Genomic DNA, 25735 nt, shown 5'->3' on the forward strand with positions numbered 1-25735 from the left:
CGAAACGAGAGACTGGAGTGTCCGCGATGGCGACCAACAATGCGTTTCCGCCCGACATGCCGAAGGATTGGGACGAGGCAGAGGATGAGGCCAAGCGTGCCGGCAATACGATCCGCGCCAAGGCGGCCGATCTCGCTGGGACCGTCAAGGATGGCTATGATCGCGCCAAGGACGCGATCCGCGATGTAGATCCCGGCGAGGCAGGGCATTACGCCCAGGAAAAGGGCGAGGTTGCCCTGCGCGCGATCCAACGCCATCCGGTCGTCGCCTTCGGTCTCGGCGCCCTCAGCGTCGGCTTGATCGCCTGGGCGAGCATGCGCCCCGCACGACCGCAATGGGAGCCCGACTACGGGCGCCTGCGCCGGCTTTTCTCCGATTATGGCGGAGACGACATGATCAAGGCGGGGAGAGATTCGATGAAGGCCGGCGAAAGCTGGCTGCAATCGTCAGGCAATATCGCCCAGGATTATGCCCGTGATGGCAGCCGCCTGCTGGCGAAACGGACGGAGAAGGAACCGCTCGCAGCGTTGCTCGGCATTGGCATCGCGGTCTATGTGCTCGGCTCGCTGCTGACGTCATCGAGCGAGCCAGCGCCGGCTCCGGTGCGACGCCGCAGCACGAAACGCTAGAGCATCGGCCCGAGAGGTGGATCGCGGCCTTCGGGCAAGCCGATGCAAACAGAGAAGTGAAATCATTGGACGGATTTCGAGATCCAGTCCGGTGATCTTAAAAAGTGATCGGGCGAGACCTGCAGCCGGTCAACCAACCAGTGCGCGCTTCAAACAAAAACCGGGAGGCCGAAGCCTCCCGGAAATGGAATGTCACCACCAGTAGCCGGGACGGCCATAGTAATAGCCGCGACCGTAATAGGGGCGAGACGCTGCGGCACCGACAATTGCGCCGCCCACGACGCCCGCGGCAACGCCGGCGGTCACCGCACTGGCGGTCTCATTCGATGCACGGCGGTTCTCGACATAATTGGCAGAACGGCACTGCTGATAAGCGCGCGTGCCCGGACGGAAGCCCTGAGCTTCGCAGGTGATTTCTGCGTCGGCCATCGATTCCTGTGCAGTCTGGCAGCCGGCCAGCCCCGCGGCCAGAAGCCCCACGACAATAAGAGAACGCATCAATATATCCTTTTTCAGCCACCCAAGACCGCCAATTCGCATGAAAACTATCGCTACGGCAACCGTCAAGGCAGACGAGATATTAAGGTTTCCGCATGTGTGGCGTCGCGGTTACGCCTGCTAGCGGCGGGCTTTCTGCGCCGGCTTTTCCGGGGCGGCCTTTCCGGAACGGGTCAGCGAGGTGATCGCGAGAGCCGGCCTGCCGGACTTCTCCGCGATGATCTGGTCCTGTTCCATGATGGCCTCGCGCGCCGGCTCGTCACCATCGAGCCCGCCGAGCAGGTCGGAGGGAACCCGCCGGTTCGACGAGCGCGAGCCATCGGAATAGACGATGTCGAACATGACGAACTCGGCATCGAGCGGTTTGGATTTCTTGCGGGCCATGGTCGATCCTTATGCGAAAGGTCGCCGGCTGCGGCGCGTTGGGCCTGCGGCTCTTGAAGCGACCTGAGTGAAAGCGGCCCCGGGATAGAACACCTGCGTCCGCGGTTCAATGCGATCATCCGCGGCGGCCTGTTTCCCGAAATTGCAGCCAGGCGGCTGATCGTGCGAAATGTGATATGGCCACACACAGGCCTTCAGGAAAGACCCCGATGCTACTGCGCCCGATACTGCTCCTGTCGACGTTCGCACTCGCCGCCTGCGCCGTTCCGAACTCGCGCTCCAACGCAGTCGTCGTGACGGAGAACAAGGAAATCGTCCAAGCCTGCAAGCAGATCACGGAGATCAATGGCGATTCGACCATCAATCAGACGCTGCTGATCGACAGCGCACGCGACAGTGCCCTTGCCAGGCTGAAGATCCGTGCCGCCGAAGCCGGCGGGACACATGTGCTCTCACYGGTCGCGGCCCATACCTGGAAGGGACCCAGCACCGCCGGCACAGTCTATAAGTGCTGAGGCCCGCCTGAGGGATCGGCCCGAGGCTCGGATTGCGTCGGGTTTCGTTCGTTCCTTCGCGGCAGCACGACAATAGGAAACGCCGCGGCAAACGCTCGTTCGGTTCAGGAAAGACCTAGCCGAGGCGCCGGATGACCTTCTCGCCATTCGGCCAGGGGCCACGCGCGCGCCCGGAGCGTTTCTCATAAGGCACATACCGGTACCCGGACAGCACCGGCGCCGGAAACTCCGGCACAGGAGCGAAGATCCAGCATTGCCGCCTGATCCGCTCTGCTTCGGTCTGGGCTTCCGCACAGGCCATGATCTGGGAGCGCTCCCAGAAAGCCTCGGCGCGCGACGACAGTGCAGCGACGATTGTCGCTGCCGCAAGGCCGCTCAACAGAACTCTGCTCATGAGACAGTCATGGATTGGAACCTCTTCGGTCTGCGCACCCGTCTTGCACCCCCAGCATAACATCGTCTGCGTCTTACCGGGTCGTAAACACCACACTCGAAAACCTTCGGCAGTCTTCTGGCTCTGCACCGAAACTCTTCGCTTGACGATGAAACCGAGGCCGGCCCAGCTTCCCTCCGTCACGATGTGGAGACCGAATCGATGCGGCGGCACGTTTTGAAAATCGGTGCCGCAATCTGCGCCTTCGCTGGCCTGGCAGCGGGCCCGGCATTTGCGACCGAAGGCGGCGCTAGTCTTTATATCCCAGGCTTGCGCGGGGCTCTATCGGGCCTGGTGCCGCCGCCGGGCTTCTATTTTCAGAATGATTTCTACAGCTATTCCGGCAGCTTGCCGGGCTCCCGCCGTCTCCAGCTCGGCGGGGCTGTCCTCAGCGATGTCAAGGTCGAGGCGCGGGTCGATTTCCTGACACCGACCTGGGTGACTCCGCTCGAGGTCCTGGGCGGCAATCTCGGCTTCGCCGTGACCTTGCCCTTCGGCATTCCGAGAGTCAGCGCCGGAGCCCTAATTGCCGCCCCGCGCCTGGGGCGAGCTTTCGCCTTCAGCCAGCGCGACGCCACCTTCAACATCGGCGATCCCGTCGTCACCAGCTTCATCGGCTGGCATTCCGGCAATTTCCACTGGACGACCGGTGTTGCCGTCAACATTCCCGCCGGCGCCTATCAGGACGGCCAGCTGTCGAATGTCGCGCTCAATCGCTGGATTGGCGACCTCTACGGCGCCGTGACCTATCTCAACACGACCACGGGGCTGGAAGTCTCGGCCGCAGCCGGATTCGAGATCAACGGCACGAACACTGCCACCGACTACAACAGCGGCAACGCCTTTCACGCCGATCTTTCGATCAGCCAGTACCTGAGCAAGGACTTTTCCATCGGCGTGCAGGTCGGCCATTACCAGCAGGTGAGCGGGGATGGCGGCAGCGGCGCCTCGCTGGGCCCGTTCAAGGGTCGGACCACGGCGATCGGCGGAACCATCGGTTATAATTTCGAGGTTGGTGGCCTCCCGATCTCGACGCGATTGAAGGTCCTTCGCGAGGTGGGGGTCGAGAACCGCCCGCGCGGTACGATCGGGCTCTTCACAGTCGCCTTCCCGCTCGGGGGACAGGCGGCTCCGGCAGCGCCCAACCCGACCATCGTCAAGCACTGACCCCACACCCCGGCCAAGAACCTGGTCCGTCCGGCGATACCGAACTTTGCCGGCCAAGGTCGCGGACGCAGCGTCCCCATCAAGACTCCGCTCTCGCTCCACGAAGGCTGCCACAAAGCCACGCGCTGACGCTGGCCGGTGTCACCGGCATGCCAGGCTGCCGTGCCGGCTGCCTGCAGGGAATCTTGTCATTTCCGTCCATCGAGCCAAGATGCGACGCTATCATTTGCGGCGGTCGGGCCGGCCTCGCATGACATCATCCGACGGCAGCGGGCCTCGTCGTGCCAGCGCGATGCCGACGCCGGGCAATCCAGGGGAATACCATGATGGACAAGGACTCTGAGGCCGGTTCGCGCACTGCGATCGATGGCGAGATCGGAATTCTCGCACGTCGCAAGATCGAGGCCGGAATCATCGCGCCGATCTACGAGGTCATGCGTGAAAAGCTGGGCGAAGAGCTGGCACAATCCATTCTCGACACGGCGATCAGGCGGGCCGCCGTTGAGACCGGCAAGGCCTTTGCCGCCAAGACACCGGGAGGGACGACACTGCGCACCTTCCAGGAACTCCAGGATCTCTGGACGCAGGACGATGCGCTGACGATCGAGGTCATCAAGGCCACCGACGCGGAATTTCACTACAACGTCAAACGGTGCCGCTATGCCGAGACCTATCGGGAGATGGGCCTCGGCCATATCGGCCATCTGCTCTCGTGCAATCGCGACGGCGTCTTTTGCACGGGTTACGACCCACGGATCTCGCTGGAACGCAGCCAGACCGTGATGGAGGGCGCTTCGCACTGCGATTTCAAGTATCGTTTCTCGGACAGGCTCGACACCACCCCGGAGTGAGCAGCACCGCCTTCCTGCGACCTCGCTTCACCGGCACGGATCGCCGCAAGAAAGGATGCGGCTCGAGCCTAGGCGCTGGGGTCGAGCCAGATTGTCGCAGCGGGGGAACGCCGGAGCGGACCCGCGGTTTCATCCGGTTGTGACTGGCGAAGGGAGCGACTGATGGCCAGCAAGAACAGTGCCCAGCGGGAAATCCGCAAAATCGCCTATGCCCTCTGGATGGAGCAAGGCCAGCCGGACGGCCGCGATCGCGAACATTGGGAAGCGGCCAAAGTCATTTGGGCTTTCCGCAACCACGAAGCCGGCGGGACACAAGTCGGGGATACCGCGTTAGAGATCGGCTCTCACGCGGCTCGACCGCTGCCGGATCGCAGATAGTGCTCGGCCAGCTGATAGTAGCGCTCGGCCTCGATGCGATGACCGGCCAAGGCTTCGGCATCACCAAGTTTCAGGGCACGCTCATAGCGCTGCCGCGCGCCCTGGAGCGGCGCCTGTTCGGCGCKCCCGGACTGCGGCACCCGATATGGACGCGGGCGCGACGGGATGGAGTAGGTGCGAGGCATCGTTGCTTCTCCCTAACCTAGGATCTCAGCCACGATCTTGCGGAGCTCCTCACGGCTGAGGCCACAGGGTTCGGGCTTCCAGTTCGGATCTGCCCTGAGCGGGACGATGGCATTCTTCCTCAAGATCTCGGGGCGCGCACGCGCCTCAACAGGCTTCGTTTCAATGTTGTTGTGCATGTAGGTCCATTGGCCAGGCGGCGAGGCCGCAAGGCATTTGTGTTGGAGAATCGTCGAGCGAAATGCATGCGACGAGCGCGCTGCATCGAGGCAGCGATCAATCGTCGAAGGGATACGGGTTGAGGCTCCGCGCTCTCTCAGGAGACATGGGCCAAGCCGAGCATTTCTAAGTCGACCCTGCACTGTTAGCGGAACAATGTGGCGAATTCAGGTTGTCCAATTGCTGATCGAGCAACCGGCGTCGCCTTTCAGAAAGCCAGGCCATCATCCGCACCAACGGTCGGGTGCGATGCCCTGGCGCGCCACGGCGGGGCGTCGCTCAAAAAGCCAGGACCTTCGTCGCTTGCCGGGGAACAAGCGCCGCCAGCATCATGGTCCCTCCTCCCGGGGAGAGACCCAACATGATCGGATGGCTCATCCTCGCCTTCATCAGTGGGCTTCTGCTCGGAGATATCCTCGGCGCGCGTCGATGGCAGCGCCGGGCGGACGAAGCACTGCAGCTTGCAGCACAGTCTCTCCTGCTTGTCCGCCGCCGCTCGGGACCGACAGGCAATCCGAAATGAGGCGCCGGGCTTCGACCCCCAACAGGACAGATGGCGCAGATCGCATGGGCGCGGGACACCAATTGTCAGGCCCCGTTGGCAGACGATGCCGTCTGGCTCTCGCCCTTGACCTTGCACACCGTTCAAGCCCCCGCGCCCGATCATACAGATTCGCCGAAGACTGTGTCAGGAGTTGCCGCGACTGAAGCCGAAGGGGAAAAGCGATGTCCGCCCTGTGGAAAGAGGCTGCCGCCCTCCCGAACAGCAGCCTCCTCCCGCAGAACGGCGTTCCCCCGAGATTATTACTAGCCCTGCGCTCTCTCCCGGCTGACCTTACGATTCCACACGCTTCGGGAGGCCGACAGCTAGACTTTATGCTGCGTATCATCGATCTGCGGTGGTGAGCTTCGCAACTTCCGCGCGTGTCGCGCCGGGTGTCGATCGCGCCTCGTCAGTTCCGCCGCGACCGCGATGGTGAGGCGAGGGAGACGAGGCCTGGAACTGAAAACTCCGGCGCGGCGATCAATCCGGCAGACGGGTTTCCGCGAGAGTGCCGTGTCCCACAGCGTAAGGGCCCGGCGCCCCATTCGAGGAGCCGGGCCCTGTTCAAGGCTATGGCGATTGAGCCTATTTCGCGAAGCGACCTTCATATTTGAACTGCGGCGCCGCTTTCAGCTGGTCCTTGGTGGCGTTGATCCTGGCATTCCACTTCTTGTCGGTCGCATTCCAGGTGATGGCGAGCGCGTTCGGGCTGACCGCAACATAGTGCGTGCCCATTCCAAGGAAGCCGCCGACCGACAGAATGTAAGAGGCGAGGGAGTTACCGGCGATGACGACGTCCTCGATCTCACCCACATTCTCGTCACCGGCATTCTTGACGTTGAGCCCCTTGAGACTGCTGGTCAGGGCGGATGCTTCGTTCACTGAGACGAAGACCGGAGCCTGAGCCGGAGTGGGAGCGGTCTGCGCGAAAGCGGCGCTGGAAAGCACGGTGGCGGCGAGAGCAAGAGCAATGGGACGCATTTTTGGGATAACCTTCTTGTTGGGCCGCAGTCGGAGACCGCTGCGGCGTGACAGAGAGGTAATTCCCGGCCTCCCGATCGGTTCCGGGAATATTTGCAGTGCGACAAGGGGGCTCATGGCCCGGTGGGACCGCTGACATCTGCATCGCGCGCCTGGATATTCGCAGGAGCGCGCGGGCGAACATCTCTCCAGGAGATCACGATTTTCGAGAAGGACTGATCCGATCCCTGCCTCGGGCGTTTAGCCGGCAGGAGGAACGGCCATGAAACATGATCACATGCTCAAGGCATTCACCGTGATGCTTGCGACGACCGCGGTGACGCCGGCTTCAGCCCAGCAGGCCATGATCGACGAAGCGTCCTTTCTACAGGCATTCGAAGGACGCTTCACGGGCACCGGGACGCTCGAAAATGCGGGCGGATCGAGCCATAAACTGAACTGCAAATTCGACGGCGATCAGCAGGGCTCCCGGGTCACTTTAAGCGGCCATTGCTCGACCGCGCTGGTCCTCTCCACGACCGTGAAGATCGATCTGCGCTATGATCCCAGGACGCAGCGCTATGACGGTGAGTTCCGCGAGAGCAAGGGCACTGTGGCAAACCTCGCCGGCGCACGTCGTGGTGACAATCTCGCATTGTCCTTCCGCGAGACGGCGGAGAGCGTTCGGCCCAGTCCGCCGGCCACGCTAACGATCAGCCGGCACGCAGAAGGGTTGGCCCTGGCGCTCAGAGCGAGCCAGCCGGGGCAAGGGCAGAACCTCGACCTGCGCCTCAGCGGAAAACGGCGCGGCCCTTGAGGACAGGGGCTTGGCGAAGAGCAATTCGCGGATAGTCTTGCCCCATGACCAGATCTCTTCACCTCCTCGGCTCGATCGCAGCATTGGCGCTCGCTGCTTGCACGGCCGCCGGTCAACCATCCAGTGCCGCGCCGCCAAGTCCGTGCTCGCCCGAAGGAGCCAAGCGCCTTGCAGGGCAGATCGGCAAGAGCGACGCCGAGGTCATGCGTGCGACCGGCGCAAGTGTGGTGCGACGTCTTTCACCCGGCTCGCCCATGACGATGGATTACCGCCGGGAGCGGGTGACGATCGAGGTGGATGAGAGCGGAAAAATCCAGCGGGCGCTCTGCGGCTGACGCCAAACGGCGCTCCGCAGGGGGGCCATTGCTCGAGGCGATGAAACCCTGAGCGGGAAGATGGCGGACAGGGAGGGATTTGAACCCCCGATACCCTTGCGGGTATGCCGCATTTCGAGTGCGGTGCATTCAACCACTCTGCCACCTGTCCGCGGTCGCCTTCGGTCGAAGCGGGCTGGTTACTACACGCCACATCGGACGGTTACAAGTCTCCTCGCTGTCATAAATCCGACGAATCTGAAGCCTCGCGACTTGACCTGAAGAGCCGCCAAGACTATCGAGCCTCGTCCGGCGTGGGGAAACCCGCGCCTGATCTCTTTTGCGTGTCCGGCTCCGCGTTGCGGCATCCGGCATGATCGAAGAGTGAACCCGACCACGTAACGACTGCCAAAAAGCCGTCCCGCATGCGCCTCGCGAGGCCATGACAGGGCGGGGCTGAACATGGAGAACAACGATGTTCGCAGTCATCAAGACCGGCGGTAAGCAGTTCCGCGTCGCCGCGAACGATGAAATCACCATTGCCAAGCTCGAAGGCGAGCCTGGCGATACCGTTGCCTTCGGCAACGTCCTGATGCTGACCGACGGCGAGAAGTCGACGCTCGGCGCGAAGGAACTGGCCGAGATCACCGTTGCCGGTGAGATCGTGCGCCAGGCCCGCGGCGAGAAGGTCATCGCCTTCAAGAAGCGCCGCCGCCAGAACTCGAAGCGCAAGCGTGGCTTCCGCGCCGAGCTGACGATCGTGCGCATCACCGACATCCTCACGGGCGGCAAGAAGCCCGAGATGAAGAAGGGTGACGCTTCGACCGTTGCCGTGAAGGCCGCCGCCAGCGCCGTCAAGGGCAAGGCGAAGGCTGAAGCCAAGGCTGAGGCGCTCGACGCCTCGAACCTCTCGCTGATCTCGGGCGTCGGCCCGACCATCGAGAAGAAGCTGCGCGCTGCCGGCATCACCTCCTGGAACGACATCGCCGCCTGGTCCGAGGCCGACGTCGCCAAGTGGGACGAAGAGCTCAAGCTGCGTGGCCGCGCCACCCGCGAGGAGTGGGTTGTTCAGGCCAAGGAACTCCTGGCCGGCAAGCCCCCGCGCGCCAAGGTCGACCAGGCCGAACAGGCTTCCGGCGAGGACTACTGACAGCTCCTGTCAGGCAGTCTTCGGCTTTCATCTCCGAACCGGTGGCTTTTGCCGCCGATTCGGGTTAGAGAGACAACAGTAGTTTCGAGGTAGGGCGTTATGGCTCACAAAAAAGCAGGCGGCTCGTCGCGCAATGGTCGCGACTCCGAAAGCAAGCGTCTCGGCGTGAAGCGCTTCGGCGACCAGGCGGTCGTGGCCGGCAACATCATTATTCGTCAGCGCGGCACCAAGTGGCATGCCGGCGTGAACGTTGGCATGGGCAAAGACCATACGCTCTTTGCGACGACCAATGGACGAGTCCGATTCACGACGAAACTCGGCCGAGCTTTCGTGAACGTAGTCCCGGCCCAAGAGGCCGCAGAGTAAAAGGCGGATAGGGAAGTTCCTTGATCCGCCGGTTCCATCGAACCGATCGGATCAAGGGCAAGGCCCGACAAGGGTCTCCCGAAGGTCAAGCGAAAGGGGAGATGGGACCAAAGTCCCAGCTCCCTTTTTTCGTTTGCGCCGACGGAGAGACCGATGTTCCCCGAACTGACCCGCGACGATGTCTTCCGGCTCGAGACCCGCCGTCTCTGGCTGCGTTGGCCGCGCATGGCAGACGCTTCCGCCATCCTGCGCCAGGCTGGGGAGAAAGCCGTGGCCGAGATGACGGCCTCGATCCCGCATCCCTATCCGGCGGATGCGGTCGAGCCCTTCATTTTCGCCATGCGCAAGGGCAATGCGCTCGGCGAGCATCTGGCGCTGGCGATCACGCCGCGCTCCAGGCCGAACGAGCTCATCGGCATGATCGGCGCCCATAAGCAGGCGACCGGCATCCCCTTCATCGGCTACTGGCTCGGCACCCCGCACTGGGGCAAGGGCTACACGACCGAGGCCGCGCAGGCTCTGATCGACACGCTCTTCACCTTGCTCGACATTCCGGCGATCGAGGCGGACACGCGCGTCATCAACCCGGCCTCACGCCGGGTGCTGGAGAAGTCCGGCTTCCGGCAGGAGGGCTCCTTCTTGAAGTCGCTGCCGGCTCGCGGCGGGCTGTTCCCCTGCGAGCAGTACCGGCTCGACCGCTCGACCTGGGCTGCCCTGAAGAGCTGGGGAGCAACGGGCTGGACCCACGCGCCCGAAATCGAGACCCCCGGCGAATTCTGCGTCGCCTGAAACGAAACAGCCCCGGCAGATGATGCCGGGGCTGATTGCTGTTGGCCGTGAGCTCCAGGCTTACCTAACGAAGTTGCCGCCAAGCTCGTCATCGATATGGGCGCGGATGATCTCCTCGAAGCTCGCTTCCGCCTTGAAGCCGAGCGCGGTCGAACGCTGCGGGTTGAAGTTGCGCGGCCAGCCGGCAACGATGCCATCGATGACCGGGTCCGGAACCCGCTTGATCCGCTTCACCACATTCTCGCCGGCGACCTTGCGCAACGCCTCGATCTGCTCCGCCACCGTGCAGGAATAGCCGGGCATGGTCAGGGTGCGGCGAGGCCCGATGGCGCCGGTATCCATCGTCGCGGCATGGATGAGGAAGCCGACGGCCGAACGCGGCGAGGCATGCCAGTGCCGGACCTGATCGGAAACCGGCAGCACCGCCTCTTCACCGTTCAGCGGCTCGCGGATGATGTTGGAGAAGAAGCCGGACGCGGCCTTGTTCGGCTTGCCCGGACGCACGCAGATCGTCGGCAGGCGAATTCCGACGCCATCGAAGAAGCCACGGCGGGAGTAATCGGAGAGCAGCAGCTCGCCGATCGCCTTCTGCGTCCCGTAGGAGGTCAGCGGCGTGGTGAAGAACTCGTCCTCGATCTTCTCATGGAAGGGCGCACCGAAGACCGCGATCGAGGAGGTGAAGACGACACGCGGCTTGTAGCCGCCGCCGACCTTTCGGATCGCTTCGAAGAGATGGCGCGTGCCGTCGAGATTGATCCGGTAGCCCTTGTCGAAATCGGCCTCGGCTTCGCCCGAGACGATCGCCGCGAGATGGACGATCAGGTCGGGGCGGGAAGCGATCAGCGACTCGGCCTCCCCCTCGTTCGACATGTCGGAGACGACGACGTCGAAGATGAAGGGCGCTGCGGCTGGCGCGCTTGCGGCGATGACATCCTGGGCCGTGATCTTGGTGACCGGCTTGCCGCCGAGCTGACCGTCATGGGCCAGTCTTTCGATGAACTTGCGGCCGACCATGCCGGCGCCACCGAGAACGAGAATATGCATGGTGATTTCCTGGTGCTTGTTGTTGATCAGTGTGGCAGGCGCCCGCCGAGTTCATCTTCGATATGGACGCGAATGATCTCGTCGAAATCCTTTTCGGCCCGGAAACCGAGCCGAAGCGCGCGCCTGGCCTCGAAGCCGGTCGGCCAGCCGGCGACGATCTCGGTGACTGCCTTGTCCGGAGCACGGCGGATCAGATTGACCGCCTTCTCGCCGGCCACGCGCCGCAGGGCCGCGATCTGCTCCCCGACCGAGCAGAAGACGCCCGGCATGGTCAGATTGATCCGCGGGCCGAGGGTTTCGCGGTCCAGCCCGGCAGCATGGAGCAGGAAGCCGACAGCCGAACGCGGGCTCGCATGCGTGAACACGAGATCGTCGCCGACCGGCAATGACGCCTCCAGCCCGACCAGCGGCTCGCGGATGATGCTGGAGAAGAAGCCACCGGCCGAGGCGTTCGGCTTGCCCGGGCGCACGGCAATCGACGGGAAGCGAATTCCGACGCCGTCGACGAAACCCCGCCGCGCGTAATCCGCAAGCAGCAGCTCGCCGATCGCCTTTTGCGTCCCGTATGAGGTCAGCGGCGTGGCATGGAACTCGTCCGGAATCACCGCCGGATAGGGCGCGCCGAAGACGCCGCTCGACGAGGTGAAGACGAGACGGGGCACATAGGAGCCGCCATCCTTCCGTCCTTCCCGGCGGATCGTCTCGAGCAGGCTCAGGGTCCCGTCGAGATTGATCCGATAGCCCTTGTCGAAATCTCGCTCGGCCTCGCCGGAGATGATCGCAGCAAGATGGAAGATCACGAGCGGGCGGGCCCCGATCAGCTCCGCGGCGATGGCGGGATCGGCGAAATCCTCGGTGCGGATCTCGATCTCGCCGTCAAAGCCCCCCGGCGTCTCCGGCGTAACGACATCGGTCAGCGTCAGCTTGCTGATAGCCTTGCCGGCGCAAGCACCGTCAGCCGCCAGCTGCGCTGCGAGCTTGCGGCCGACCATGCCGGCCGCGCCTGTCACCAGGACGTGCATCGACGCGCCCTTCCCTGCGTCAGAGCGCGAAGCCACCATCGGCGAGATGAATCTGCCCGGTGGTGTAGCTCGACTCGTCGGAACCCAGATAGACGGCAAGCCAGGCGATTTCCTCGGCCGTGCCAAGCCGGCCCATCGGCTGGCGGTCGACGAAGGCCTGACGCGCAGCCGCCTCGGTCGTCTTCGTCACCTTGGCGAGATCGGCGATGCGCTGGTCGAGCGAGGGCGACTGGATCGTGCCCGGGCAGATCGCGTTCGCGCGAATGCCTTTCTTGATGTAGTCGGCGGCGACTGCCTTGGTCAGGCCGATCACGGCCGCCTTGGTCGCGCCATAAGCATAGCGGTTTGGAATGCCGCGCACCGAGCCGGCGCCCGAAGCGATATTCACGATGGAGCCCGCGCCCTTCGACAACATCCCCGGCAGGAAGGCCTTGGTCGTGCGGTGCATCGACTTGACGTTGAGGTCGAAGGAAAAATCCCAGGCCTTGTCGTCGCAGTCCAGAACGGTGCCGTGGTGAACGAAGCCGGCGGCATTGACCAGGATGTCGATCGGTCCGACCTTCTCGGCGAAAGCGTCGACGGCCTTGCTCGAAAGCACGTCGAGCTTGCGCTTCTTCGCCTTCGGGATTCCCTCCAGCAGCGCAACATCCTTGTCCGTTGCCCAGACCGTCGCGCCTTCCCTGACGAAGGCTTCCGCGATCGCCCGGCCGATGCCCTGCCCCGCGGCCGTGACGACGGCGACCTTGCCCTTCAAACGTCCTGCCATGTCCTTGGTCCTCTTGTTAAGCCGGCTTATTGTCAGAGCTGCTTGCGCATATGCGTCAGGCGCCGATCGGCCAGATCAGTGTGATGGGTAACCGCGAAACCCAGGCGCTCATACCAGGCGATGCGCTCGGTTAGTTTCGCGTGGGTGTAGAGATGCACCGAACCAAAGCTGAGTGCGGCGGCGCGCTCGTCGGCAAAGCGCATCAGCAGCAGACCGAGCTTGCGCCCTTGTGCCCCTGGGGAGACCGCCACGCTCCAGATCGTGAAATCGTCCGGAGAGATCTCGAGAACAAGCGCGGCATCCAGCCCGTTGTCGCCGTCGACCAGCCAGACCTCATGCTCGGCCACGACCTGCGCATAATCGGCGATCCGCGGGAGCGAAGGCACGCCGATAATGGCCTCGTTCGGCGTATAGGCTGCGCTCTTCAGCGCCCTGATGGCGGGAATGTCGCCGGATGACGCCCGGCGCAAGGACAGCCCATCGATCCCGCCCAGCATCTGGTTGAAGGTCCCGAGCGCCAGCTTCTGCCGGCCCTCGGCGTCGAAATTMGCGGGATCCAGCCAGCGCTGGAAGCCTTGCGCCCGCACCGGCCATTCGCTGTCGAGGATCGAATACCAGGCGGTGTCGCGATTCCTGCCCTTCACCACCATGTGCTGGCGGAACAGACCCTCGTATTGGAAGCCGAAGCGCAGAGCGGCCCGCTTCGACGGTTCGTTCAGGGTGTTGCACTTCCACTCGAAACGGCGATAGCCGAGCGAGAATCCGTAGGCGCCGCACAGATAGATCGCCTCGGTCGCAACCCGGGTCTTCTGCAGGCTCGGCGAATAGGTGATGTAGCCGACCTCGAAGACGCCATGCTCGGGCCTGATCTCCATCAGCCAGAGATGGCCCTTGGCCTTGCCGTCGGCCCTGTCGATCGCCGCGAACGGCACGATGCCGGCCTTCGCCGCCATCGTCGTCAGCAGCTCGCGATAGCTTTCGCGATCCTGCGGCGGATGGGCCGCCATCCAGGTCCAGATCTGATCATGCCCGCCATTGGCCTGCCAGATATCGTCAAGATGCCGGTCCGGATCGATCGGCTCGAGCCGACAATAGCGCCCTTCCAGTACCTTGGCCGGCGGAAAGGGCGGTGCTTTCCAATCAGGCGAAAGGGTCATGATTTCCCCCGCGCATGCCAGGCGGAGAGATCGAGCGAGATATTCCAGCCAGCACCGAGCTCGGCAGCGGCCGCATGGGCGAGCGCTGAACCCTCCGCCTCCCAGACAAGCCGCTCGACCTCGTTCGCGAAGGCCGACGCCGCCTCGTCCTCTTCATCGTAGATCGCGTCGAACGCATCCATCCAGGCTTCCAGCCGATCGCCGAACGCCTCGGAGAGACCGGMGTCCTCAGCGTCGATCGCCTTGCGCCTGCCCTTGGCGTCGATCATCCAGAGGCCGCTTCGCCCGAGCCATTCGGGCGCAATGACGAGTTCGCTGCTCACGAGCGCGCCTTGAGGTCGTCCTCGAAGAAATTGTTAAGCGGGACCGACGGCCCGTTGCCGGCGAAGCCTGCAAAACTGCCCTGCTCGGTGATCAGGCGTGTCGCCTCGATGAAGGCAGCCCAGGCCGCGCGCGCCAACGCCGCGCCGATCGAGATGCGCCGGACACCAAGTGCGGCGACATCAGACACCGTCAGGCCGAAATCGCCATAGATCAGCGCATTGACCGGCTTGCCGCCGGCAGCCGCGACAATCGCGGCGATCTGCTCGCGGGTCTTTGGCCCGGGTGCATAAAGCACATCGGCGCCCGCCTCGGCATAGGCGGCAATGCGCCTGACCGATTCGTTCAGCGGATCGTCATGGCCGGTGAGAAAGCACTCGGCACGCGCCGTCAGCAGAACGCCGGAGCCGGTCTCGTCAATCGCCCGCCGCGCCGCGCGGATCCGCTCGACCGCGAGCTCGAAAGGATAGAGCGGGACGTCATCGCGCCCGGTCGCATCCTCGATCGAGAGCCCGGCGACCCCGGTCGCCACACAGGCTTTCACATTGAGCGCGACATCGGCCGGTCCGTCGGCATAGCCGTTCTCGAAATCGGCATTGATCGGCAGGTCGGGTACGGCTTTCACCATATCCGCGATATGAGCGAGCATCATGTCGCGCGGCACGTCCTGATCAGCCCGCCCCTGCGTGAAGGCGAAACCGGCGCTGGTCGTGGCCAGCGCCCTGAAACCCTGCCCGCGCAGCCAGCGCGCCGAACCGACATCCCATGGGTTCGGCATGACGAAGCAGCCAGATTCGTGAAGTGCACGAAAGGCGGCGATCTGCGGACTGTCGGTCATTTTAAATCGTTTCAGATGCGAGTTGGCCGAGCGATGCCCCATACTGTCCGGGCGCGTGCCGTTTGTCAGCCCTTCACGTCATGCGTCAAGGCTCGGCACCGATGCGCAACCGGCATGGAGGCCGATCAATAGGCTGCAATCAGCTCGTAGATGAAAGCCGTGAGACCGGCCGGGCTCGGAATCCTGGAGGCAAGAGCACCGCGCAGGAGCGCAGGCAGTGCCTCCCGGTCTGAGCCGCTGAGCAGGGCAATGCCTTGCGCTGCACTCGCATCCTGCATTGTGGGAAAGGCGGGATGGGGCCTGGCCGCCAGGGCAACGCCTGTTCGGACCGAGAGGACGCCAGAACGCCCGATCAGGTCCACCAGGCTCGGTGGCGGCACCGCCTCTTCACCCGCGCCCTGCCATGTCACTCCAGCGAGATAGCGGCCGAGGCCACGCCCGGCCCGGCCCGTCTCACGATAGACAGAGCGGCTGAACGCCCCCATGGCCGGTCGCATCCTGCGCGTTTCCGGGGTCGGATTGGCAAGCAGATCGAGATATTCGGGCGTCTCCAGTGCCTCTGCCGAGCCGAGGTCGTAGAGCGTCAGATAGCGGGCGGAGGCGCCACGCCCCCCGGCGTAACGCTTCGCGGCGAGGAAGCCGGGCATCGTCAGCCGCTCCGGGACATGCTCGCCCCCGTGCCAGACCTCGTAATCCGGGCGCATGGCCGGGTCGACGCTGTTGCCGATCGCCAGGAAGACTGGTCCGGGCCAATCGGCCGAACCTGACGGCATGCCCGTCATGGCCGCAGGACGATCTTGGATGCAGTGCGACGGCTTGCTCTTGCAAAGGCGTCGAGCCCCGCTGCGAGCGGCATCTCTTCACTGATCATCCGCCGGATGCGCTCCTGTTGCGCAGCCATGAGCGCGATCACCCGCGGCCACGTTGCCAATGGCGAGCGATAACTCCCGCGAATCTGCTGGTGCCGCCGCACAAGCGCCGTCAGGTCGATTGGCGCCGGACGGGAATGAATCCCGCAGATGACAAGGACACCGCGCAATGCAAGCAGATCGATCGCCTCCCGCACCACTACCGGTGCGCCCGCGGCCTCGATGATCACATCATAGCTGACAGGCAGGCCGACGCGCGTGAGCGCCTCTCGCAAGGTCGTCCCGGCCGTGTCAACCGTCTCGGGAAAGCCGAGTGCCTCGACGGTGGCGAGGCGCACCGCGTCGTCGCGCCCAGCCACGACAACCCGCGCTGCACCAGCCACCTCGGCGGCCAGCGCCGCCCCTTGCCCGATCGTACCGGGCCCGATGACCAGCACCATATCGCCCGGTTTCACCCCGCCCGTATCGACGGCCTCGGTCGAAACCGTCATGGGCTCGGCGAGTGCCGCAACTGCATCATCGAGCTCATCGGGGAGTGCGATACAATTCTCTGTCGGAACGGCGGCAAGGGCTGCAAAGCCGCCATTGCGAGCAATGCCGATGCCGGTCCGCATGGCGCAATCCTCTGCCCGTCCTGAGCGGCAACGCTCACAACGCCCGCAGACGACGGAGGGACGCACCACCACGCGTGTCCCGACCKCGATGCCGTCGGTGCCTTCACCGAAATGCCGGACGCGGCCGACGAACTCGTGCCCGAGCGTGACCGGCATTGCGGCCGCCATCGCTTCGTACCCGCCCGACCAGTCCGCGATATGGAGATCCGTGCCGCAAAGACCTGCAGCCGTAACCTCAAGCAGCACTTCGCCGGGACCGGCACTCGGCTCGGATATCTCACCGAGCCAGAGCCCGGGCGCGGGGGCGGTCTTGCGAAGCGCGAGCATGAACCGCTCTCACTCGACCTTGATCGCAGCCGACTTGACCACCTTTGCCCAAGTTTCGGCATCCTTGGCCATGAACGCCGCGAGTTCGGCCGGCGTGCCGGGTGCCGGCTCGGCGCCGATCTCGACCAGGCGGGCGTTCACATCGGGCCGGGCCAAGGCCGCATTGATCGCGGAATTGAGCACCTGCACCACTTCGGGGGCCGTTCCCTTGGGGGCGACGAGGGCGACCCAGGCCGAGAGGTCGTAGCCGGGATAGCCTTGCTCGGCGACAGTCGGCACATCCGGCAACAGCGAGGCACGCTTGCCCGTGGTCACCGCGAGCGCCTTCATCGTGCCGCCCTTGACGTGGCTGGAGGCGCCGGCAAGGGTCGAGAACATGACGTCGATATTGCCGCTGATCGCATCGGTCAAAGCTGGCGCTTCGCCGCGATAGGGCACATGCTGGACCTTGGTATCCGAGACCAGGCCGAAGAATTCTCCAGCCAGATGCGCGACCGTGCCGGTGCCGCCCGAACCGAAGGTGATCGGCCGCTTGCTCGCCTGCCCATGCGCAGCCAGTTCCTTCATCGTATTGGCCGGATAGGATTTCCCGGCCGCAACAACGAAGGGCAGCTTCGCGATCATCGCGACCGGGACGAAATCCTTCTCCCAATCGAAGGGCACATTCGCCTTCAGCGCGGGATTGATCACCATCGTGGTCGGCGCAGCGAGCAGCGTGTAGCCGTCGGGCTCCGCCTTGGCGACGGTCTGGGAGCCGAGGATCGTGGCAGCACCGCCGCGGTTCTCGATGACGAAGCGCTGCTTGAGCACGTCGCCCGCCGCTTCGGCAACGACGCGCGTCACGACATCGACGCCACCACCTGCGGCAAAGGGCACGACAAGCTGCATGGCCCGCACCGGATAGGCCTGGGCCCGCGCCGGCCCGGCAGCCGTTGCCGCAAGCAGCCCGAGCGCCGCCGCCATCGCCTCACGCCTGCTCAGGGGGCCCGGCCGGATGGGGGTAAGCGCCAACGGGTCCGTCATGATGTTTCCTCCTGCTCTTATTGCAAACGACAAGGCCATCGATGGGGAGGGGCGACAACAGCGAATCCTGCGTCCCGCGATAGCCTGAGGCTATAGATCAGCCCCGACTTTTGAGATCTCGGCCCGCAAGGCCGTCTCGAAATGCTGGATCAGGCGACTGCGCGCGCGTTCGACATTCCGATGCAGGAAGACCTCGTACTGGGCCGGGTGATCGAGCGGCAGAAGCGCGACCACATCGCGGTTGGCCGCCAGCGCGCTGAAACGGTCGACGATGGCAAGACCGAGCCCCGCCTCGGCAAGCGCAATCGCGGTTTCGGCGAAGCGGGCGACATGCGTCCGCTCCGGCACGACGCCACCGTCGCGCAGCACCGCGTCGACGACCTGACCATGCACGGATTGTGGCTCGAACACGATGATCGGAATACCAGCCAGAGCCGAGGGCGACAGGCGCTTGGCCGAAGCCAGCGGCCAGTCACGCGGACACACGGCAACCGCCTTGCCGGTCCCGACCGATATGCTCCGGATTCCCGCATGAAGAATAGGGAACAAGGTGACGGCACCCTCGCCCTGAGCCGAGAGCAGATACTCCATCACCTGGCTGACCGACAGGATATCGAGATGTAGGCTGAGCCCGGGATGGTCGTTCAGCAGGCTGGCGGCTGCGCGCGGGATCAGGACGCGGCCAATGCTCGGCGAAGCGCCGAGACGGAGCGAGCCGGTATCGGCCCGTGCCAGCCTGAGCGCCCGCGCCAAAGCGCCTTCGAGCTGGTCGAAGGCGATGTCGACCTCACCGAGAAGACGATGCGCCTCCGCCGTCGGCGTCAGGCGGCCGCCATGCCGGTCGAACAGGGCAAACGCGCAGATATCCTCGATCCGCCGCACCGTCTTGGTCACGGTCGGCTGGGCGATACCGAGATCGCGCGCCGCACCGACGATGGTGCGAGCGCGCATCACGGCGCGGAAGACCTCGATCTGCCTCAGCGTGAGCAGCAAAGCGGCGCGCTCCTGCGCCAGCGACGACCGACTAGTGATTGTCGCGCGGAACGCCGAACTTCTTGTGGATTTTCTGGTACTTGACCGCCGGCTTCAGCACCATGCCCTCGGAGAGCTCGCCAACGATCTTGCGCTGGATCTCCTGCCAGGGGGTCTGGCTCTTCGGATATTTGTAGCCGCCGGCCGCCTTCAGCGCGACGCGGCGCTCGTCCAGCTCCTTGTCGGAAATCAGGATATCGGCCGTGCGCTTCTTCAGGTCGATGCGGACCTTGTCGCCGGTCTTCAGCAGCGCAAGTCCGCCGCCGGTCGCCGCTTCCGGCGAGGCGTTCAGGATCGAGGGCGAGCCCGACGTGCCGGACTGGCGGCCGTCACCGATACAGGCCAGCGCCGTGATGCCCTTCTTGATCAGGTAATCCGGCGGCCGCATGTTCACGACCTCGGCCGCGCCGGGGTAGCCGATCGGCCCGACGCCGCGAATGAAGAGCACACTGTGCTCGTCGATCGCGAGCGACGGATCGTCGATGCGGTGGTGGTAATCCTCCGGTCCGTCGAAGACGATTGCCTTGCCCTCGAAGGCCATTGGGTCCTTCGGGTTCTCGAGATAGCGCTTGCGGAATTCCGGCGTGATCACGCTGGTCTTCATGATCGCGGAATCGAACAGGTTGCCGCGCAGATTGAGGAAGCCGGACTGCGCCTTCATCGGCTCGTCATAGGCCTTGATGACCCGACGATCGCCGGAGAAGAAGCCTTCGCAGTTCTCGGCCAGCGTCTTGCCGTTGGCGGTGATGGCGGGCTTGATCTTGCCCTTGGCGACGAGCTCGGCAACGACCGCAGGCACGCCGCCGGCGCGGTAGAAATCCTCGCCGAGATATTCGCCGGCGGGCTGCAGGTTGACCAGCAGCGGGATGTCGTAGCCGATCGCAGTCCAATCCTCGTTGTCGAGTTTCACGCCAATATGCTTGGCGATGGCGTTGACATGGATCGGCGCATTGGTGGAGCCGCCGATCGCCGAGTTGACGACGATGGTGTTCTCCAGGGCTTCGCGCGTCAGGATCTTCGACGGGATCAGGTTCTCCCAGACCATCTCAACGATGCGCTTGCCGGTGTGATAGGCCATCTCGTAACGGTCGCGATAGGGCGCCGGGATGGCGGCGCCGCCGGGCAGGGTCATGCCCATCGCCTCGGCCAGGGAATTCATGGTCGAGGCCGTGCCCATGGTGTTGCAGTGGCCGGCCGACGGAGCCGACGACGCCACCAGATCGACGAAGCCGCGATAGTCGATTTCGCCGGCGGCCATCATCTGGCGCGCCTTCCAGACGATCGTGCCCGAACCGGTGCGCTCGCCGCGGAAATTGCCGTTCAGCATCGGGCCGCCCGGGAGTGCGATGGCCGGGATGTCGACCGTGGCGGCCGCCATGATCTGGGCCGGGGTGGTCTTGTCGCAGCCGGTCGTCAGCACGACGCCGTCGAGCGGATAGCCATAGAGGATCTCGACGAGCGAGAGATATTGCAGGTTGCGGTCGAGGCTCGCGGTCGGGCGCTTGCAGGTTTCCTGGATCGGATGGATCGGGAACTCGAAAGGCACGCCGCCCATCTCGCGGATGCCGTCGCGGACGCGGGCGGCGAGCTCGATATGATGGCGGTTGCAGGGCGCGATATCGGAGCCTGTCTGGGCGATGCCGATGATCGGGCGGCCCGACTGCAGCTCTTCGCGCGACAGGCCGAAATTCATGGTGCGCTCGATATAGAGCGCGGTCATGTCGGCATTGGCGGGATTGTCGAACCAGGCCTTGGAGCGCAGCTGCTCCGGCTTGATCTTGCGGACCGACTTCCTTGCAGGCGTCTTGGCCATCCCCGTCATTCCCTCTCGCACCGGCGCGCAGCCTTCGCGCCGCGTCCGCCATGGTCTTTAAATCGATTTGACCAGCCAATCATGCCGATCGCCATGCGCGCGACAAGAGCCAAATTCGACCAAATCGCGTCACCTGCATTCTGCATACAGCACACAAATTACTTCGCCAATCCATGCAGATGCCGGCTGCGCAGGAAAGGTCGCCGCCCTGCAGTTTGCAAGTGTTCCAAATGCGCGGGCGCCCGGCGGCCGGTGCAGACGGCGGGCTTGCATCGCCGCTGCGTTTCCGGCCAAGACAGCGCACCACGACAGCGCAAGGCCCACGACAGGGCCGCCTCGTCGAGAGCTTGCAGAGGAAAACGCACCATGACGCTGCAGACCGTCTCCTCCTTCGCCCGGATCGGCGAGGAAAACGCTTTCGCCGTGCTGGCACGAGCGACCGAGCTGCAGCGCAAGGGCAAGGACATCATCAATCTCGGCATCGGCCAGCCCGATTTCCCGACGCCCGACCACATCGTCGAGGCCGCGGTGAAGGCGCTGCGCGACGGCCATCACGGCTATACGCCGGCCAATGGCATCCTGCCGCTGCGCGAGGCGGTCGCCGCCGACCTGCACAAGCGCTTCTCGGTCGACGTCTCGCCGGAAGAGGTGATGATCGTGCCGGGCGGCAAGGTCACCATGTTCATGGCGATCCTGATGTTCGGCGAGCCCGGCGCCGAGATCCTTTATCCCGATCCCGGCTTCCCGATCTATCGCTCGATGATCGAGTTCACCGGCGCGACCCCGATCCCGGTACCGATCCGCGAGGAGAACGGCTTTGCCTTCTCGGCCGAGGAGACGCTCTCGCTGATCACGCCCAAAACCCGGCTGCTGATCGTCAATTCGCCGGCAAACCCGACCGGCGGCGTCACGCCGAAGGCCGAGGTCGACAAGCTCGTCGCCGGGCTCAGCCGCTTCCCCGATGTCGCGGTGATGTCGGACGAGATCTACGACCAGATGCTCTATGACGGCGAGAAGCACGTCTGCCTGCTGAGCTATCCCGAAATTCGCGACCGGCTGATCCTGCTCAATGGCTGGTCCAAGACCTATGCCATGACCGGCTGGCGCATGGGGTTCTCGGTCTGGCCGAAGCCGCTCTACGACAATGCCCGCAAGCTCGCGGTCAATTCGCATTCCTGCGTCAACGCCCCGGCGCAATGGGCGGGGCTCGCCGCGCTCACCGGCCCGCAGGACGCGGTGCATGCCATGGTCGCAGAGTTCGATCGGCGCCGGAAGGCGGTGGTCGCCGGCTTGAACGCCTTGCCCGATGTGTCCTGCGCCGTGCCGAAAGGCGCCTTCTACGCCTTCCCGAATATCTCGAAGACCGGGTGGAAGGCGAAGAAACTGGCCTCCGCCCTGCTCGAGGATGCGGGTGTCGCGACGATCGGCGGGCCCGATTTCGGCATCCATGGCGAAGGCTATATCCGCCTGTCCTATGCCAACTCGCTGGAGAACATCGAACGCGCGCTGGAGCGGATGAAGAGCTTCCTCGCCAACGCGAAGGCAGCATGACGATGATCACCTGCCATTTGAGCTATATCGTTGATCCCTACCAGCTGCCGGCCTTCGAGGCCTATGGCAAGCTCTGGATCAGGCTGGTCGAGAAATTCGGCGGCAAGCATCACGGCTATTTCATGCCCTCGGAAGGCACGTCGAACGTCGCATTGGCGATGTTCAGCTTTCCGTCGCTTGCGGCCTATGAGGAGTATCGCACCGCCTCGTTCAGGGACGAGGAATGCCTGGCGGCCGTGGCGATGAACGAGAAGCACCGCTTCATCATCAGCTATGAACGCTCGTTCTTCCGACCGGTCTTCGAAGACGATCAGGGTGCGCGCCGCGCACCCTGATCGCGCCGATTGGAACGGCGTCAGGCTTTCGCCGCGCTCGCGGCCGCGTCGATATTGGCGACCAGTTCGGCATCGAGCCCGACCGAGCCCGCAAGCCCGGCGAGGAAGTCCTTCTCCGCGGGCGTATCAGGATTGATGGCGATGCGAGCCGCCGTGTAGATCTGCGCCGCGAGTTCCGGCGTTTCCGCCGCTTCGGCGAGGACATCGACCGAAGCCGGATTGGCCATTTCATGGGCGAGCCAGGCATTGGCTTCCGGATCGAAACCGGCGTCGCGCAGGCCGCTGAGAATGGCATTGCGCTCCTCGGTGTCGATATGACCGTCGGCGGCAGCGGCTGCGATCATCGCCCGGGTGAAGATCAGGGCCGTTGCCTCGCTTGCGGCCTCCGGCTCGAAACCGGTCCCGACTGGTGCCGGCAGAACCTCCTGACGCTTCAGATCGAGCAGGGGTTTGCCGGCTTGATGGTTCTGGTAGGCCTTGTAGGCGAGGCCGCCGATCAGCGCGAGGCCGCCGAGTTTCGCCGCAGAGCCGGCAACCGAACGCCCTGTCGAGGAACCGAAGAGCAAGGCGCCGAGGCCGCCGAGCACCGCAGTCGCCACGGCCGGATTGCTGCTGAACATCCCCTTGGCCTGTTCCAGCAACTGGTCGGGCGTCTTGCCGCCGGAGACCTGGCCGAGAACGTCGCTCGCCTTCTGCTCCAGCCCTGTCTGGCGCGCGGCATCCTGCATGCCCTGCGTCGCCTGGCCGAGCACGCTGCCGACGAGGCCGCCAATGMCACCCGAACCACCGGCCTGCTGAACCTGTTGCGCCAGATTGCCCAGCATTCCGCCGAGCCCCCCGGACTGGCCGGCCTGCTGACCGGCTTGATTGCCGGCGCTGACCAGCGCGTCCAGCAGAGATTTTGCGTTGAACATCGAGAGGCTCCCTCGTTTAGGCCATTCACCGCAAAGCGGCGGCGTAACCTGCACCCGGGTCACGGGCTTCACAAGCCGCCCCGCATGGAAGGGAACCTTGACGCGATCATGACGAAGGCAACGGCAGGAGCCCCGGCTCCTTCAACGTCTCGAGCGCGATTTCCGAGCGGACCCGCGCGACGCTTTCATGCGGCATCAGGATCTCGTTGACGAAGCGCGAGAGCTCCTTGAGGTCGCCGACCGCAACCTTGAGCAGATAATCCGCCTCACCCGTCAGGGCATGCGCCTCCAGGATCGCGGGAGTCAGCCTGACGAGATCGCGAAAGCGGCGGGCATTGTCGCGCGAATGAGTGTTCAGCGCGACATGGATGAAGACGGTCACGCCGAGCCCGACGGCTGCCGGATCGATCAGCGCGCGGTAGCCGCGGATCGTCCCCTCCTCCTCGAGCCGTTGGCGCCGGCGGGAAATCTGGCTCGCCGACAACCCGACCTTCTCGGCCAGCGCGCCATTCGTCAGGGAGGCATCCTGCTGGAGCGCATCGATCAAGCGCCAGTCGAAGGAATCGAGACCGCTCACATCACGCACCGTTGGTGACCTCCCTGCACAAGTTGTGCGGATCTCGCGCCATGACGCGGCATTTTGCAAGCTCCTTGCCTTCGCCGTGCGCGACCATGTCGGCAATCACATCGAGAGGAGAACGCCATGGGTCCATTTCCGCACGACACCGCCCCTCCCGCTATTTCCGAGGTCAATCCGATGGGAACGGACGGATTCGAGTTCGTCGAATACGCCCATCCCGAGCCAGAGAAGCTCGGCCCGCTCTTCCAGCAGATGGGCTTCACCGCCGTCGCCCGGCATCGCTCCAAGAAGGTCACGCTGTACCGTCAGGGTGACGTGAATTTCGTCGTCAATGCCGAGCCGGATTCCTTTGCCCAGCGCTTTGCGGCCGAGCACGGCCCCTGCGCTTGCGCCATGGCCTTCCGCGTCGTCGATGCCAGGCATGCTTTCGAGCGCGCCGTGTCGCTTGGCGCCGAGCCCTATGAAAGCAAGGTCGGCCCCGGCGAGATGCAAATTCCCGCCGTGAAGGGCATTGGCGGCTCGATCCTGTATTTCGTCGAGCGTTATGGCGCGAAGGGCTCGATCTGGGATGTCGATTTCGAGTGGATCGACGAGCCGGATCCGCACCCGGAGCAGGCTGGTCTCTATTACCTCGACCACCTCACCCACAACGTCCATCGCGGCCGCATGGACCATTGGGCGGGCTGGTATGGCAAACTCTTCAACTTCCGCGAGATCCGCTTCTTCAATATCGAGGGCAAGCTCACAGGCCTGATCTCGCGCGCCTTGACCTCGCCCTGCGGCAAGATCCGCATCCCGATCAACGAGTCGCTCGACGACAAGAGCCAGATCGAGGAGTACCTGCGCCAGTACAAGGGCGAGGGTATCCAGCACGTCGCGCTCGGAGCCCACGACATTTACGCCACCGTCGAGCAGCTGCGCCGCAACGCCCTGCCCTTCATGCCGGCGCCGCCGGCAACCTATTATGAGCGCGTCGAGGCGCGCGTTCCCGGCCATGGCGAACCGGTCGAGCGGCTGAAGGCCAACGGCATCCTGATCGACGGCGAGGGTGCGGTTGCGGTCGGCTCCAAGGAGGGCCGGATGAGCAAGGTCCTGCTCCAGATCTTCTCCGGCACGGTGCTCGGGCCGATCTTCTTCGAGTTCATCCAGCGCAAGGGCGATGACGGCTTCGGCGAGGGCAACTTCCGCGCCCTGTTCGAGTCGATCGAAGAGGACCAGATCCGTCGCGGCGTGCTGAAGGTCGAGGCGGCCGAGTAACCTCCGCGATCGCGGCACAGGACGCGGCGCCGCCCCCCACGGCAGCGCCGCGTTTCGCTTGTCGGGGAGCCAAGA

The 25735-nt window shown here is 64.5% G+C and carries 32 protein-coding genes and 1 tRNA gene; 14 read left to right on the forward strand and 19 right to left on the reverse strand.

The genetic code is table 11. From position 1 onward, the window contains the following. Positions 1 to 26: 26 nt before the first annotated feature. Complete coding sequence (locus tag AC1DIO_RS10705; protein ID WP_441492481.1) at positions 27 to 629, forward strand: hypothetical protein; 603 nt, start codon at positions 27 to 29, stop codon at positions 627 to 629. 192 nt (positions 630 to 821) lie between these two features. On the opposite strand, the gene AC1DIO_RS10710 is transcribed toward AC1DIO_RS10705, so the two are convergent. Both AC1DIO_RS10710 and AC1DIO_RS10715 read right to left on the reverse strand, forming a co-directional pair. Next, positions 822 to 1127, reverse strand: a complete 306-nt coding sequence (locus tag AC1DIO_RS10710; protein WP_084651267.1) for a hypothetical protein — start codon at positions 1125 to 1127, stop codon at positions 822 to 824. Positions 1128 to 1247: 120 nt separating this feature from the next. Continuing rightward, positions 1248 to 1511, reverse strand: coding sequence for a hypothetical protein (locus AC1DIO_RS10715; protein WP_441492480.1), 264 nt, complete (start codon positions 1509 to 1511; stop codon positions 1248 to 1250). A gap of 209 nt (positions 1512 to 1720) precedes the next feature. On the opposite strand from AC1DIO_RS10715, the gene AC1DIO_RS10720 reads away from it, so the two are divergent. Continuing rightward, positions 1721 to 2026 (forward strand): hypothetical protein, encoded by a 306-nt coding sequence (locus AC1DIO_RS10720; protein WP_476853390.1) that lies wholly within the window; start codon positions 1721 to 1723, stop codon positions 2024 to 2026. Between the two features lie 115 nt (positions 2027 to 2141). Here the strand turns inward: AC1DIO_RS10720 and AC1DIO_RS10725 are convergent, their stop codons facing one another. Continuing rightward, positions 2142 to 2420 carry a hypothetical protein gene (locus AC1DIO_RS10725; protein ID WP_441492478.1) on the reverse strand — a complete coding sequence of 93 codons (279 nt, stop codon included), beginning with the start codon at positions 2418 to 2420 and terminating at the stop codon, positions 2142 to 2144. Positions 2421 to 2621: 201 nt separating this feature from the next. On the opposite strand from AC1DIO_RS10725, the gene AC1DIO_RS10730 reads away from it, so the two are divergent. From AC1DIO_RS10730 to AC1DIO_RS10740, 3 genes are all read left to right on the forward strand, one after another. Beyond that, positions 2622 to 3626 (forward strand): SphA family protein, encoded by a 1005-nt coding sequence (locus AC1DIO_RS10730; protein ID WP_441505764.1) that lies wholly within the window; start codon positions 2622 to 2624, stop codon positions 3624 to 3626. A gap of 326 nt (positions 3627 to 3952) precedes the next feature. Further along, a complete protein-coding gene (locus AC1DIO_RS10735; protein WP_441492476.1) occupies positions 3953 to 4477 on the forward strand; it encodes an L-2-amino-thiazoline-4-carboxylic acid hydrolase in 525 nt (174 codons plus the stop codon). A 162-nt stretch (positions 4478 to 4639) separates the two neighbouring features. Then, positions 4640 to 4855 (forward strand): DUF2934 domain-containing protein, encoded by a 216-nt coding sequence (locus AC1DIO_RS10740; RefSeq protein ID WP_441505765.1) that lies wholly within the window; start codon positions 4640 to 4642, stop codon positions 4853 to 4855. On the opposite strand, the gene AC1DIO_RS10745 is transcribed toward AC1DIO_RS10740, so the two are convergent. After that, positions 4822 to 5040, reverse strand: coding sequence for a DUF4167 domain-containing protein (locus AC1DIO_RS10745; protein ID WP_476853391.1), 219 nt, complete (start codon positions 5038 to 5040; stop codon positions 4822 to 4824). The two genes, AC1DIO_RS10740 and AC1DIO_RS10745, sit on opposite strands and share 34 nt — an antisense overlap. Before the next feature lie 578 nt (positions 5041 to 5618). On the opposite strand from AC1DIO_RS10745, the gene AC1DIO_RS10750 reads away from it, so the two are divergent. Beyond that, positions 5619 to 5780, forward strand: coding sequence for a hypothetical protein (locus AC1DIO_RS10750; RefSeq protein ID WP_441492474.1), 162 nt, complete (start codon positions 5619 to 5621; stop codon positions 5778 to 5780). 606 nt (positions 5781 to 6386) lie between these two features. On the opposite strand, the gene AC1DIO_RS10755 is transcribed toward AC1DIO_RS10750, so the two are convergent. Further along, entirely contained in the window at positions 6387 to 6782 is a 396-nt protein-coding gene (locus tag AC1DIO_RS10755) for a PRC-barrel domain-containing protein (RefSeq protein WP_069878801.1), read from the reverse strand. A 262-nt stretch (positions 6783 to 7044) separates the two neighbouring features. On the opposite strand from AC1DIO_RS10755, the gene AC1DIO_RS10760 reads away from it, so the two are divergent. Together AC1DIO_RS10760 and AC1DIO_RS10765 are read left to right on the forward strand one after the other, a co-directional pair. Beyond that, on the forward strand, positions 7045 to 7578 hold the full coding sequence (locus tag AC1DIO_RS10760) for a hypothetical protein (protein ID WP_441505767.1): 534 nt from the start codon (positions 7045 to 7047) through the stop codon (positions 7576 to 7578). 44 nt (positions 7579 to 7622) lie between these two features. Next, positions 7623 to 7913, forward strand: a complete 291-nt coding sequence (locus tag AC1DIO_RS10765) for an I78 family peptidase inhibitor (protein WP_441505768.1) — start codon at positions 7623 to 7625, stop codon at positions 7911 to 7913. Between the two features lie 61 nt (positions 7914 to 7974). On the opposite strand, the gene AC1DIO_RS10770 is transcribed toward AC1DIO_RS10765, so the two are convergent. Next, positions 7975 to 8064 (reverse strand) — tRNA-Ser (locus AC1DIO_RS10770). A 303-nt stretch (positions 8065 to 8367) separates the two neighbouring features. On the opposite strand from AC1DIO_RS10770, the gene rplU reads away from it, so the two are divergent. The 3 genes from rplU to AC1DIO_RS10785 all read left to right on the forward strand — a co-directional run bounded on the left by rplU (position 8368) and on the right by AC1DIO_RS10785 (position 10197). Next, positions 8368 to 9042 carry a 50S ribosomal protein L21 gene (gene rplU, locus AC1DIO_RS10775; protein WP_069878798.1) on the forward strand — a complete coding sequence of 225 codons (675 nt, stop codon included), beginning with the start codon at positions 8368 to 8370 and terminating at the stop codon, positions 9040 to 9042. A gap of 99 nt (positions 9043 to 9141) precedes the next feature. Beyond that, positions 9142 to 9408, forward strand: a complete 267-nt coding sequence (rpmA, locus tag AC1DIO_RS10780; protein WP_043241804.1) for a 50S ribosomal protein L27 — start codon at positions 9142 to 9144, stop codon at positions 9406 to 9408. 153 nt (positions 9409 to 9561) lie between these two features. Next, entirely contained in the window at positions 9562 to 10197 is a 636-nt protein-coding gene (locus AC1DIO_RS10785; RefSeq protein ID WP_069878797.1) for a GNAT family N-acetyltransferase, read from the forward strand. A gap of 60 nt (positions 10198 to 10257) precedes the next feature. On the opposite strand, the gene denD (AC1DIO_RS10790) is transcribed toward AC1DIO_RS10785, so the two are convergent. From denD (AC1DIO_RS10790) to AC1DIO_RS10840, 11 genes are all read right to left on the reverse strand, one after another. Then, entirely contained in the window at positions 10258 to 11241 is a 984-nt protein-coding gene (gene denD / locus AC1DIO_RS10790) for a D-erythronate dehydrogenase (protein ID WP_441505769.1), read from the reverse strand. A gap of 26 nt (positions 11242 to 11267) precedes the next feature. After that, entirely contained in the window at positions 11268 to 12263 is a 996-nt protein-coding gene (denD, locus tag AC1DIO_RS10795) for a D-erythronate dehydrogenase (RefSeq protein ID WP_441505770.1), read from the reverse strand. A 19-nt stretch (positions 12264 to 12282) separates the two neighbouring features. Next, entirely contained in the window at positions 12283 to 13029 is a 747-nt protein-coding gene (locus AC1DIO_RS10800; protein WP_441492468.1) for an SDR family oxidoreductase, read from the reverse strand. A 32-nt stretch (positions 13030 to 13061) separates the two neighbouring features. Beyond that, the gene (locus tag AC1DIO_RS10805) at positions 13062 to 14186 is read right to left on the reverse strand and encodes a GNAT family N-acetyltransferase (protein WP_441505771.1); all 1125 of its coding nucleotides are present in this window, start codon (positions 14184 to 14186) and stop codon (positions 13062 to 13064) included. After that, complete coding sequence (locus AC1DIO_RS10810) at positions 14183 to 14509, reverse strand: hypothetical protein (RefSeq protein WP_476853392.1); 327 nt, start codon at positions 14507 to 14509, stop codon at positions 14183 to 14185. Before AC1DIO_RS10810 ends, AC1DIO_RS10805 begins: the two co-directional genes overlap by 4 nt. Beyond that, complete coding sequence (locus AC1DIO_RS10815; protein ID WP_441505772.1) at positions 14506 to 15345, reverse strand: isocitrate lyase/PEP mutase family protein; 840 nt, start codon at positions 15343 to 15345, stop codon at positions 14506 to 14508. Before AC1DIO_RS10815 ends, AC1DIO_RS10810 begins: the two co-directional genes overlap by 4 nt. Before the next feature lie 125 nt (positions 15346 to 15470). After that, positions 15471 to 16127 carry a hypothetical protein gene (locus tag AC1DIO_RS10820; RefSeq protein WP_441505773.1) on the reverse strand — a complete coding sequence of 219 codons (657 nt, stop codon included), beginning with the start codon at positions 16125 to 16127 and terminating at the stop codon, positions 15471 to 15473. Next, a complete protein-coding gene (locus AC1DIO_RS10825; protein ID WP_476853393.1) occupies positions 16124 to 17155 on the reverse strand; it encodes a zinc-dependent alcohol dehydrogenase in 1032 nt (343 codons plus the stop codon). Before AC1DIO_RS10825 ends, AC1DIO_RS10820 begins: the two co-directional genes overlap by 4 nt. A 9-nt stretch (positions 17156 to 17164) precedes the next feature. Then, positions 17165 to 18178 (reverse strand): tripartite tricarboxylate transporter substrate binding protein, encoded by a 1014-nt coding sequence (locus AC1DIO_RS10830; RefSeq protein WP_441505775.1) that lies wholly within the window; start codon positions 18176 to 18178, stop codon positions 17165 to 17167. A gap of 90 nt (positions 18179 to 18268) precedes the next feature. Beyond that, a complete protein-coding gene (locus tag AC1DIO_RS10835; protein ID WP_441505776.1) occupies positions 18269 to 19171 on the reverse strand; it encodes a LysR family transcriptional regulator in 903 nt (300 codons plus the stop codon). A gap of 31 nt (positions 19172 to 19202) precedes the next feature. Continuing rightward, positions 19203 to 21023 (reverse strand): IlvD/Edd family dehydratase, encoded by a 1821-nt coding sequence (locus AC1DIO_RS10840; protein ID WP_441492460.1) that lies wholly within the window; start codon positions 21021 to 21023, stop codon positions 19203 to 19205. Positions 21024 to 21389: 366 nt separating this feature from the next. On the opposite strand from AC1DIO_RS10840, the gene AC1DIO_RS10845 reads away from it, so the two are divergent. Both AC1DIO_RS10845 and AC1DIO_RS10850 read left to right on the forward strand, forming a co-directional pair. Then, positions 21390 to 22574 (forward strand): pyridoxal phosphate-dependent aminotransferase, encoded by a 1185-nt coding sequence (locus AC1DIO_RS10845; RefSeq protein ID WP_476775529.1) that lies wholly within the window; start codon positions 21390 to 21392, stop codon positions 22572 to 22574. 2 nt (positions 22575 to 22576) lie between these two features. After that, positions 22577 to 22909: an NIPSNAP family protein gene (locus tag AC1DIO_RS10850; RefSeq protein ID WP_441505815.1), complete on the forward strand. Its 333-nt coding sequence runs from the start codon at positions 22577 to 22579 to the stop codon at positions 22907 to 22909. Positions 22910 to 22929: 20 nt separating this feature from the next. Here the strand turns inward: AC1DIO_RS10850 and AC1DIO_RS10855 are convergent, their stop codons facing one another. Together AC1DIO_RS10855 and AC1DIO_RS10860 are read right to left on the reverse strand one after the other, a co-directional pair. After that, the gene (locus AC1DIO_RS10855; RefSeq protein WP_476853394.1) at positions 22930 to 23823 is read right to left on the reverse strand and encodes a tellurite resistance TerB family protein; all 894 of its coding nucleotides are present in this window, start codon (positions 23821 to 23823) and stop codon (positions 22930 to 22932) included. 106 nt (positions 23824 to 23929) lie between these two features. Continuing rightward, positions 23930 to 24409 carry an Lrp/AsnC family transcriptional regulator gene (locus AC1DIO_RS10860; RefSeq protein WP_441505779.1) on the reverse strand — a complete coding sequence of 160 codons (480 nt, stop codon included), beginning with the start codon at positions 24407 to 24409 and terminating at the stop codon, positions 23930 to 23932. 117 nt (positions 24410 to 24526) lie between these two features. Here AC1DIO_RS10860 and hppD point away from each other — a divergent pair, with 117 nt between their 5' ends. Beyond that, on the forward strand, positions 24527 to 25660 hold the full coding sequence (hppD, locus tag AC1DIO_RS10865; RefSeq protein ID WP_441505780.1) for a 4-hydroxyphenylpyruvate dioxygenase: 1134 nt from the start codon (positions 24527 to 24529) through the stop codon (positions 25658 to 25660). The last annotated feature ends 75 nt before the right edge of the window (positions 25661 to 25735 follow it).

It is taken from the genome of Allobosea sp. 05T439 (assembly GCF_056396005.1).

Coding starts and splice junctions, on each gene's coding strand:
- AC1DIO_RS10705 (WP_441492481.1), top strand. CDS start 27: ATGGCGACCAACAATGCGTTTCCGCCCGACATGCCGAAGGATTGGGAC.
- AC1DIO_RS10710 (WP_084651267.1), bottom strand. CDS start 1,127: ATGCGTTCTCTTATTGTCGTGGGGCTTCTGGCCGCGGGGCTGGCCGGC.
- AC1DIO_RS10715 (WP_441492480.1), bottom strand. CDS start 1,511: ATGGCCCGCAAGAAATCCAAACCGCTCGATGCCGAGTTCGTCATGTTC.
- AC1DIO_RS10725 (WP_441492478.1), bottom strand. CDS start 2,420: ATGAGCAGAGTTCTGTTGAGCGGCCTTGCGGCAGCGACAATCGTCGCT.
- AC1DIO_RS10730 (WP_441505764.1), top strand. CDS start 2,622: ATGCGGCGGCACGTTTTGAAAATCGGTGCCGCAATCTGCGCCTTCGCT.
- AC1DIO_RS10735 (WP_441492476.1), top strand. CDS start 3,953: ATGGACAAGGACTCTGAGGCCGGTTCGCGCACTGCGATCGATGGCGAG.
- AC1DIO_RS10740 (WP_441505765.1), top strand. CDS start 4,640: ATGGCCAGCAAGAACAGTGCCCAGCGGGAAATCCGCAAAATCGCCTAT.
- AC1DIO_RS10750 (WP_441492474.1), top strand. CDS start 5,619: ATGATCGGATGGCTCATCCTCGCCTTCATCAGTGGGCTTCTGCTCGGA.
- AC1DIO_RS10755 (WP_069878801.1), bottom strand. CDS start 6,782: ATGCGTCCCATTGCTCTTGCTCTCGCCGCCACCGTGCTTTCCAGCGCC.
- AC1DIO_RS10760 (WP_441505767.1), top strand. CDS start 7,045: ATGAAACATGATCACATGCTCAAGGCATTCACCGTGATGCTTGCGACG.
- AC1DIO_RS10765 (WP_441505768.1), top strand. CDS start 7,623: ATGACCAGATCTCTTCACCTCCTCGGCTCGATCGCAGCATTGGCGCTC.
- rplU (WP_069878798.1), top strand. CDS start 8,368: ATGTTCGCAGTCATCAAGACCGGCGGTAAGCAGTTCCGCGTCGCCGCG.
- rpmA (WP_043241804.1), top strand. CDS start 9,142: ATGGCTCACAAAAAAGCAGGCGGCTCGTCGCGCAATGGTCGCGACTCC.
- AC1DIO_RS10785 (WP_069878797.1), top strand. CDS start 9,562: ATGTTCCCCGAACTGACCCGCGACGATGTCTTCCGGCTCGAGACCCGC.
- denD (WP_441505769.1), bottom strand. CDS start 11,241: ATGCATATTCTCGTTCTCGGTGGCGCCGGCATGGTCGGCCGCAAGTTC.
- denD (WP_441505770.1), bottom strand. CDS start 12,263: ATGCACGTCCTGGTGACAGGCGCGGCCGGCATGGTCGGCCGCAAGCTC.
- AC1DIO_RS10800 (WP_441492468.1), bottom strand. CDS start 13,029: ATGGCAGGACGTTTGAAGGGCAAGGTCGCCGTCGTCACGGCCGCGGGG.
- AC1DIO_RS10815 (WP_441505772.1), bottom strand. CDS start 15,345: ATGACCGACAGTCCGCAGATCGCCGCCTTTCGTGCACTTCACGAATCT.
- AC1DIO_RS10820 (WP_441505773.1), bottom strand. CDS start 16,127: ATGACGGGCATGCCGTCAGGTTCGGCCGATTGGCCCGGACCAGTCTTC.
- AC1DIO_RS10830 (WP_441505775.1), bottom strand. CDS start 18,178: ATGACGGACCCGTTGGCGCTTACCCCCATCCGGCCGGGCCCCCTGAGC.
- AC1DIO_RS10840 (WP_441492460.1), bottom strand. CDS start 21,023: ATGGCCAAGACGCCTGCAAGGAAGTCGGTCCGCAAGATCAAGCCGGAG.
- AC1DIO_RS10845 (WP_476775529.1), top strand. CDS start 21,390: ATGACGCTGCAGACCGTCTCCTCCTTCGCCCGGATCGGCGAGGAAAAC.
- AC1DIO_RS10850 (WP_441505815.1), top strand. CDS start 22,577: ATGATCACCTGCCATTTGAGCTATATCGTTGATCCCTACCAGCTGCCG.
- hppD (WP_441505780.1), top strand. CDS start 24,527: ATGGGTCCATTTCCGCACGACACCGCCCCTCCCGCTATTTCCGAGGTC.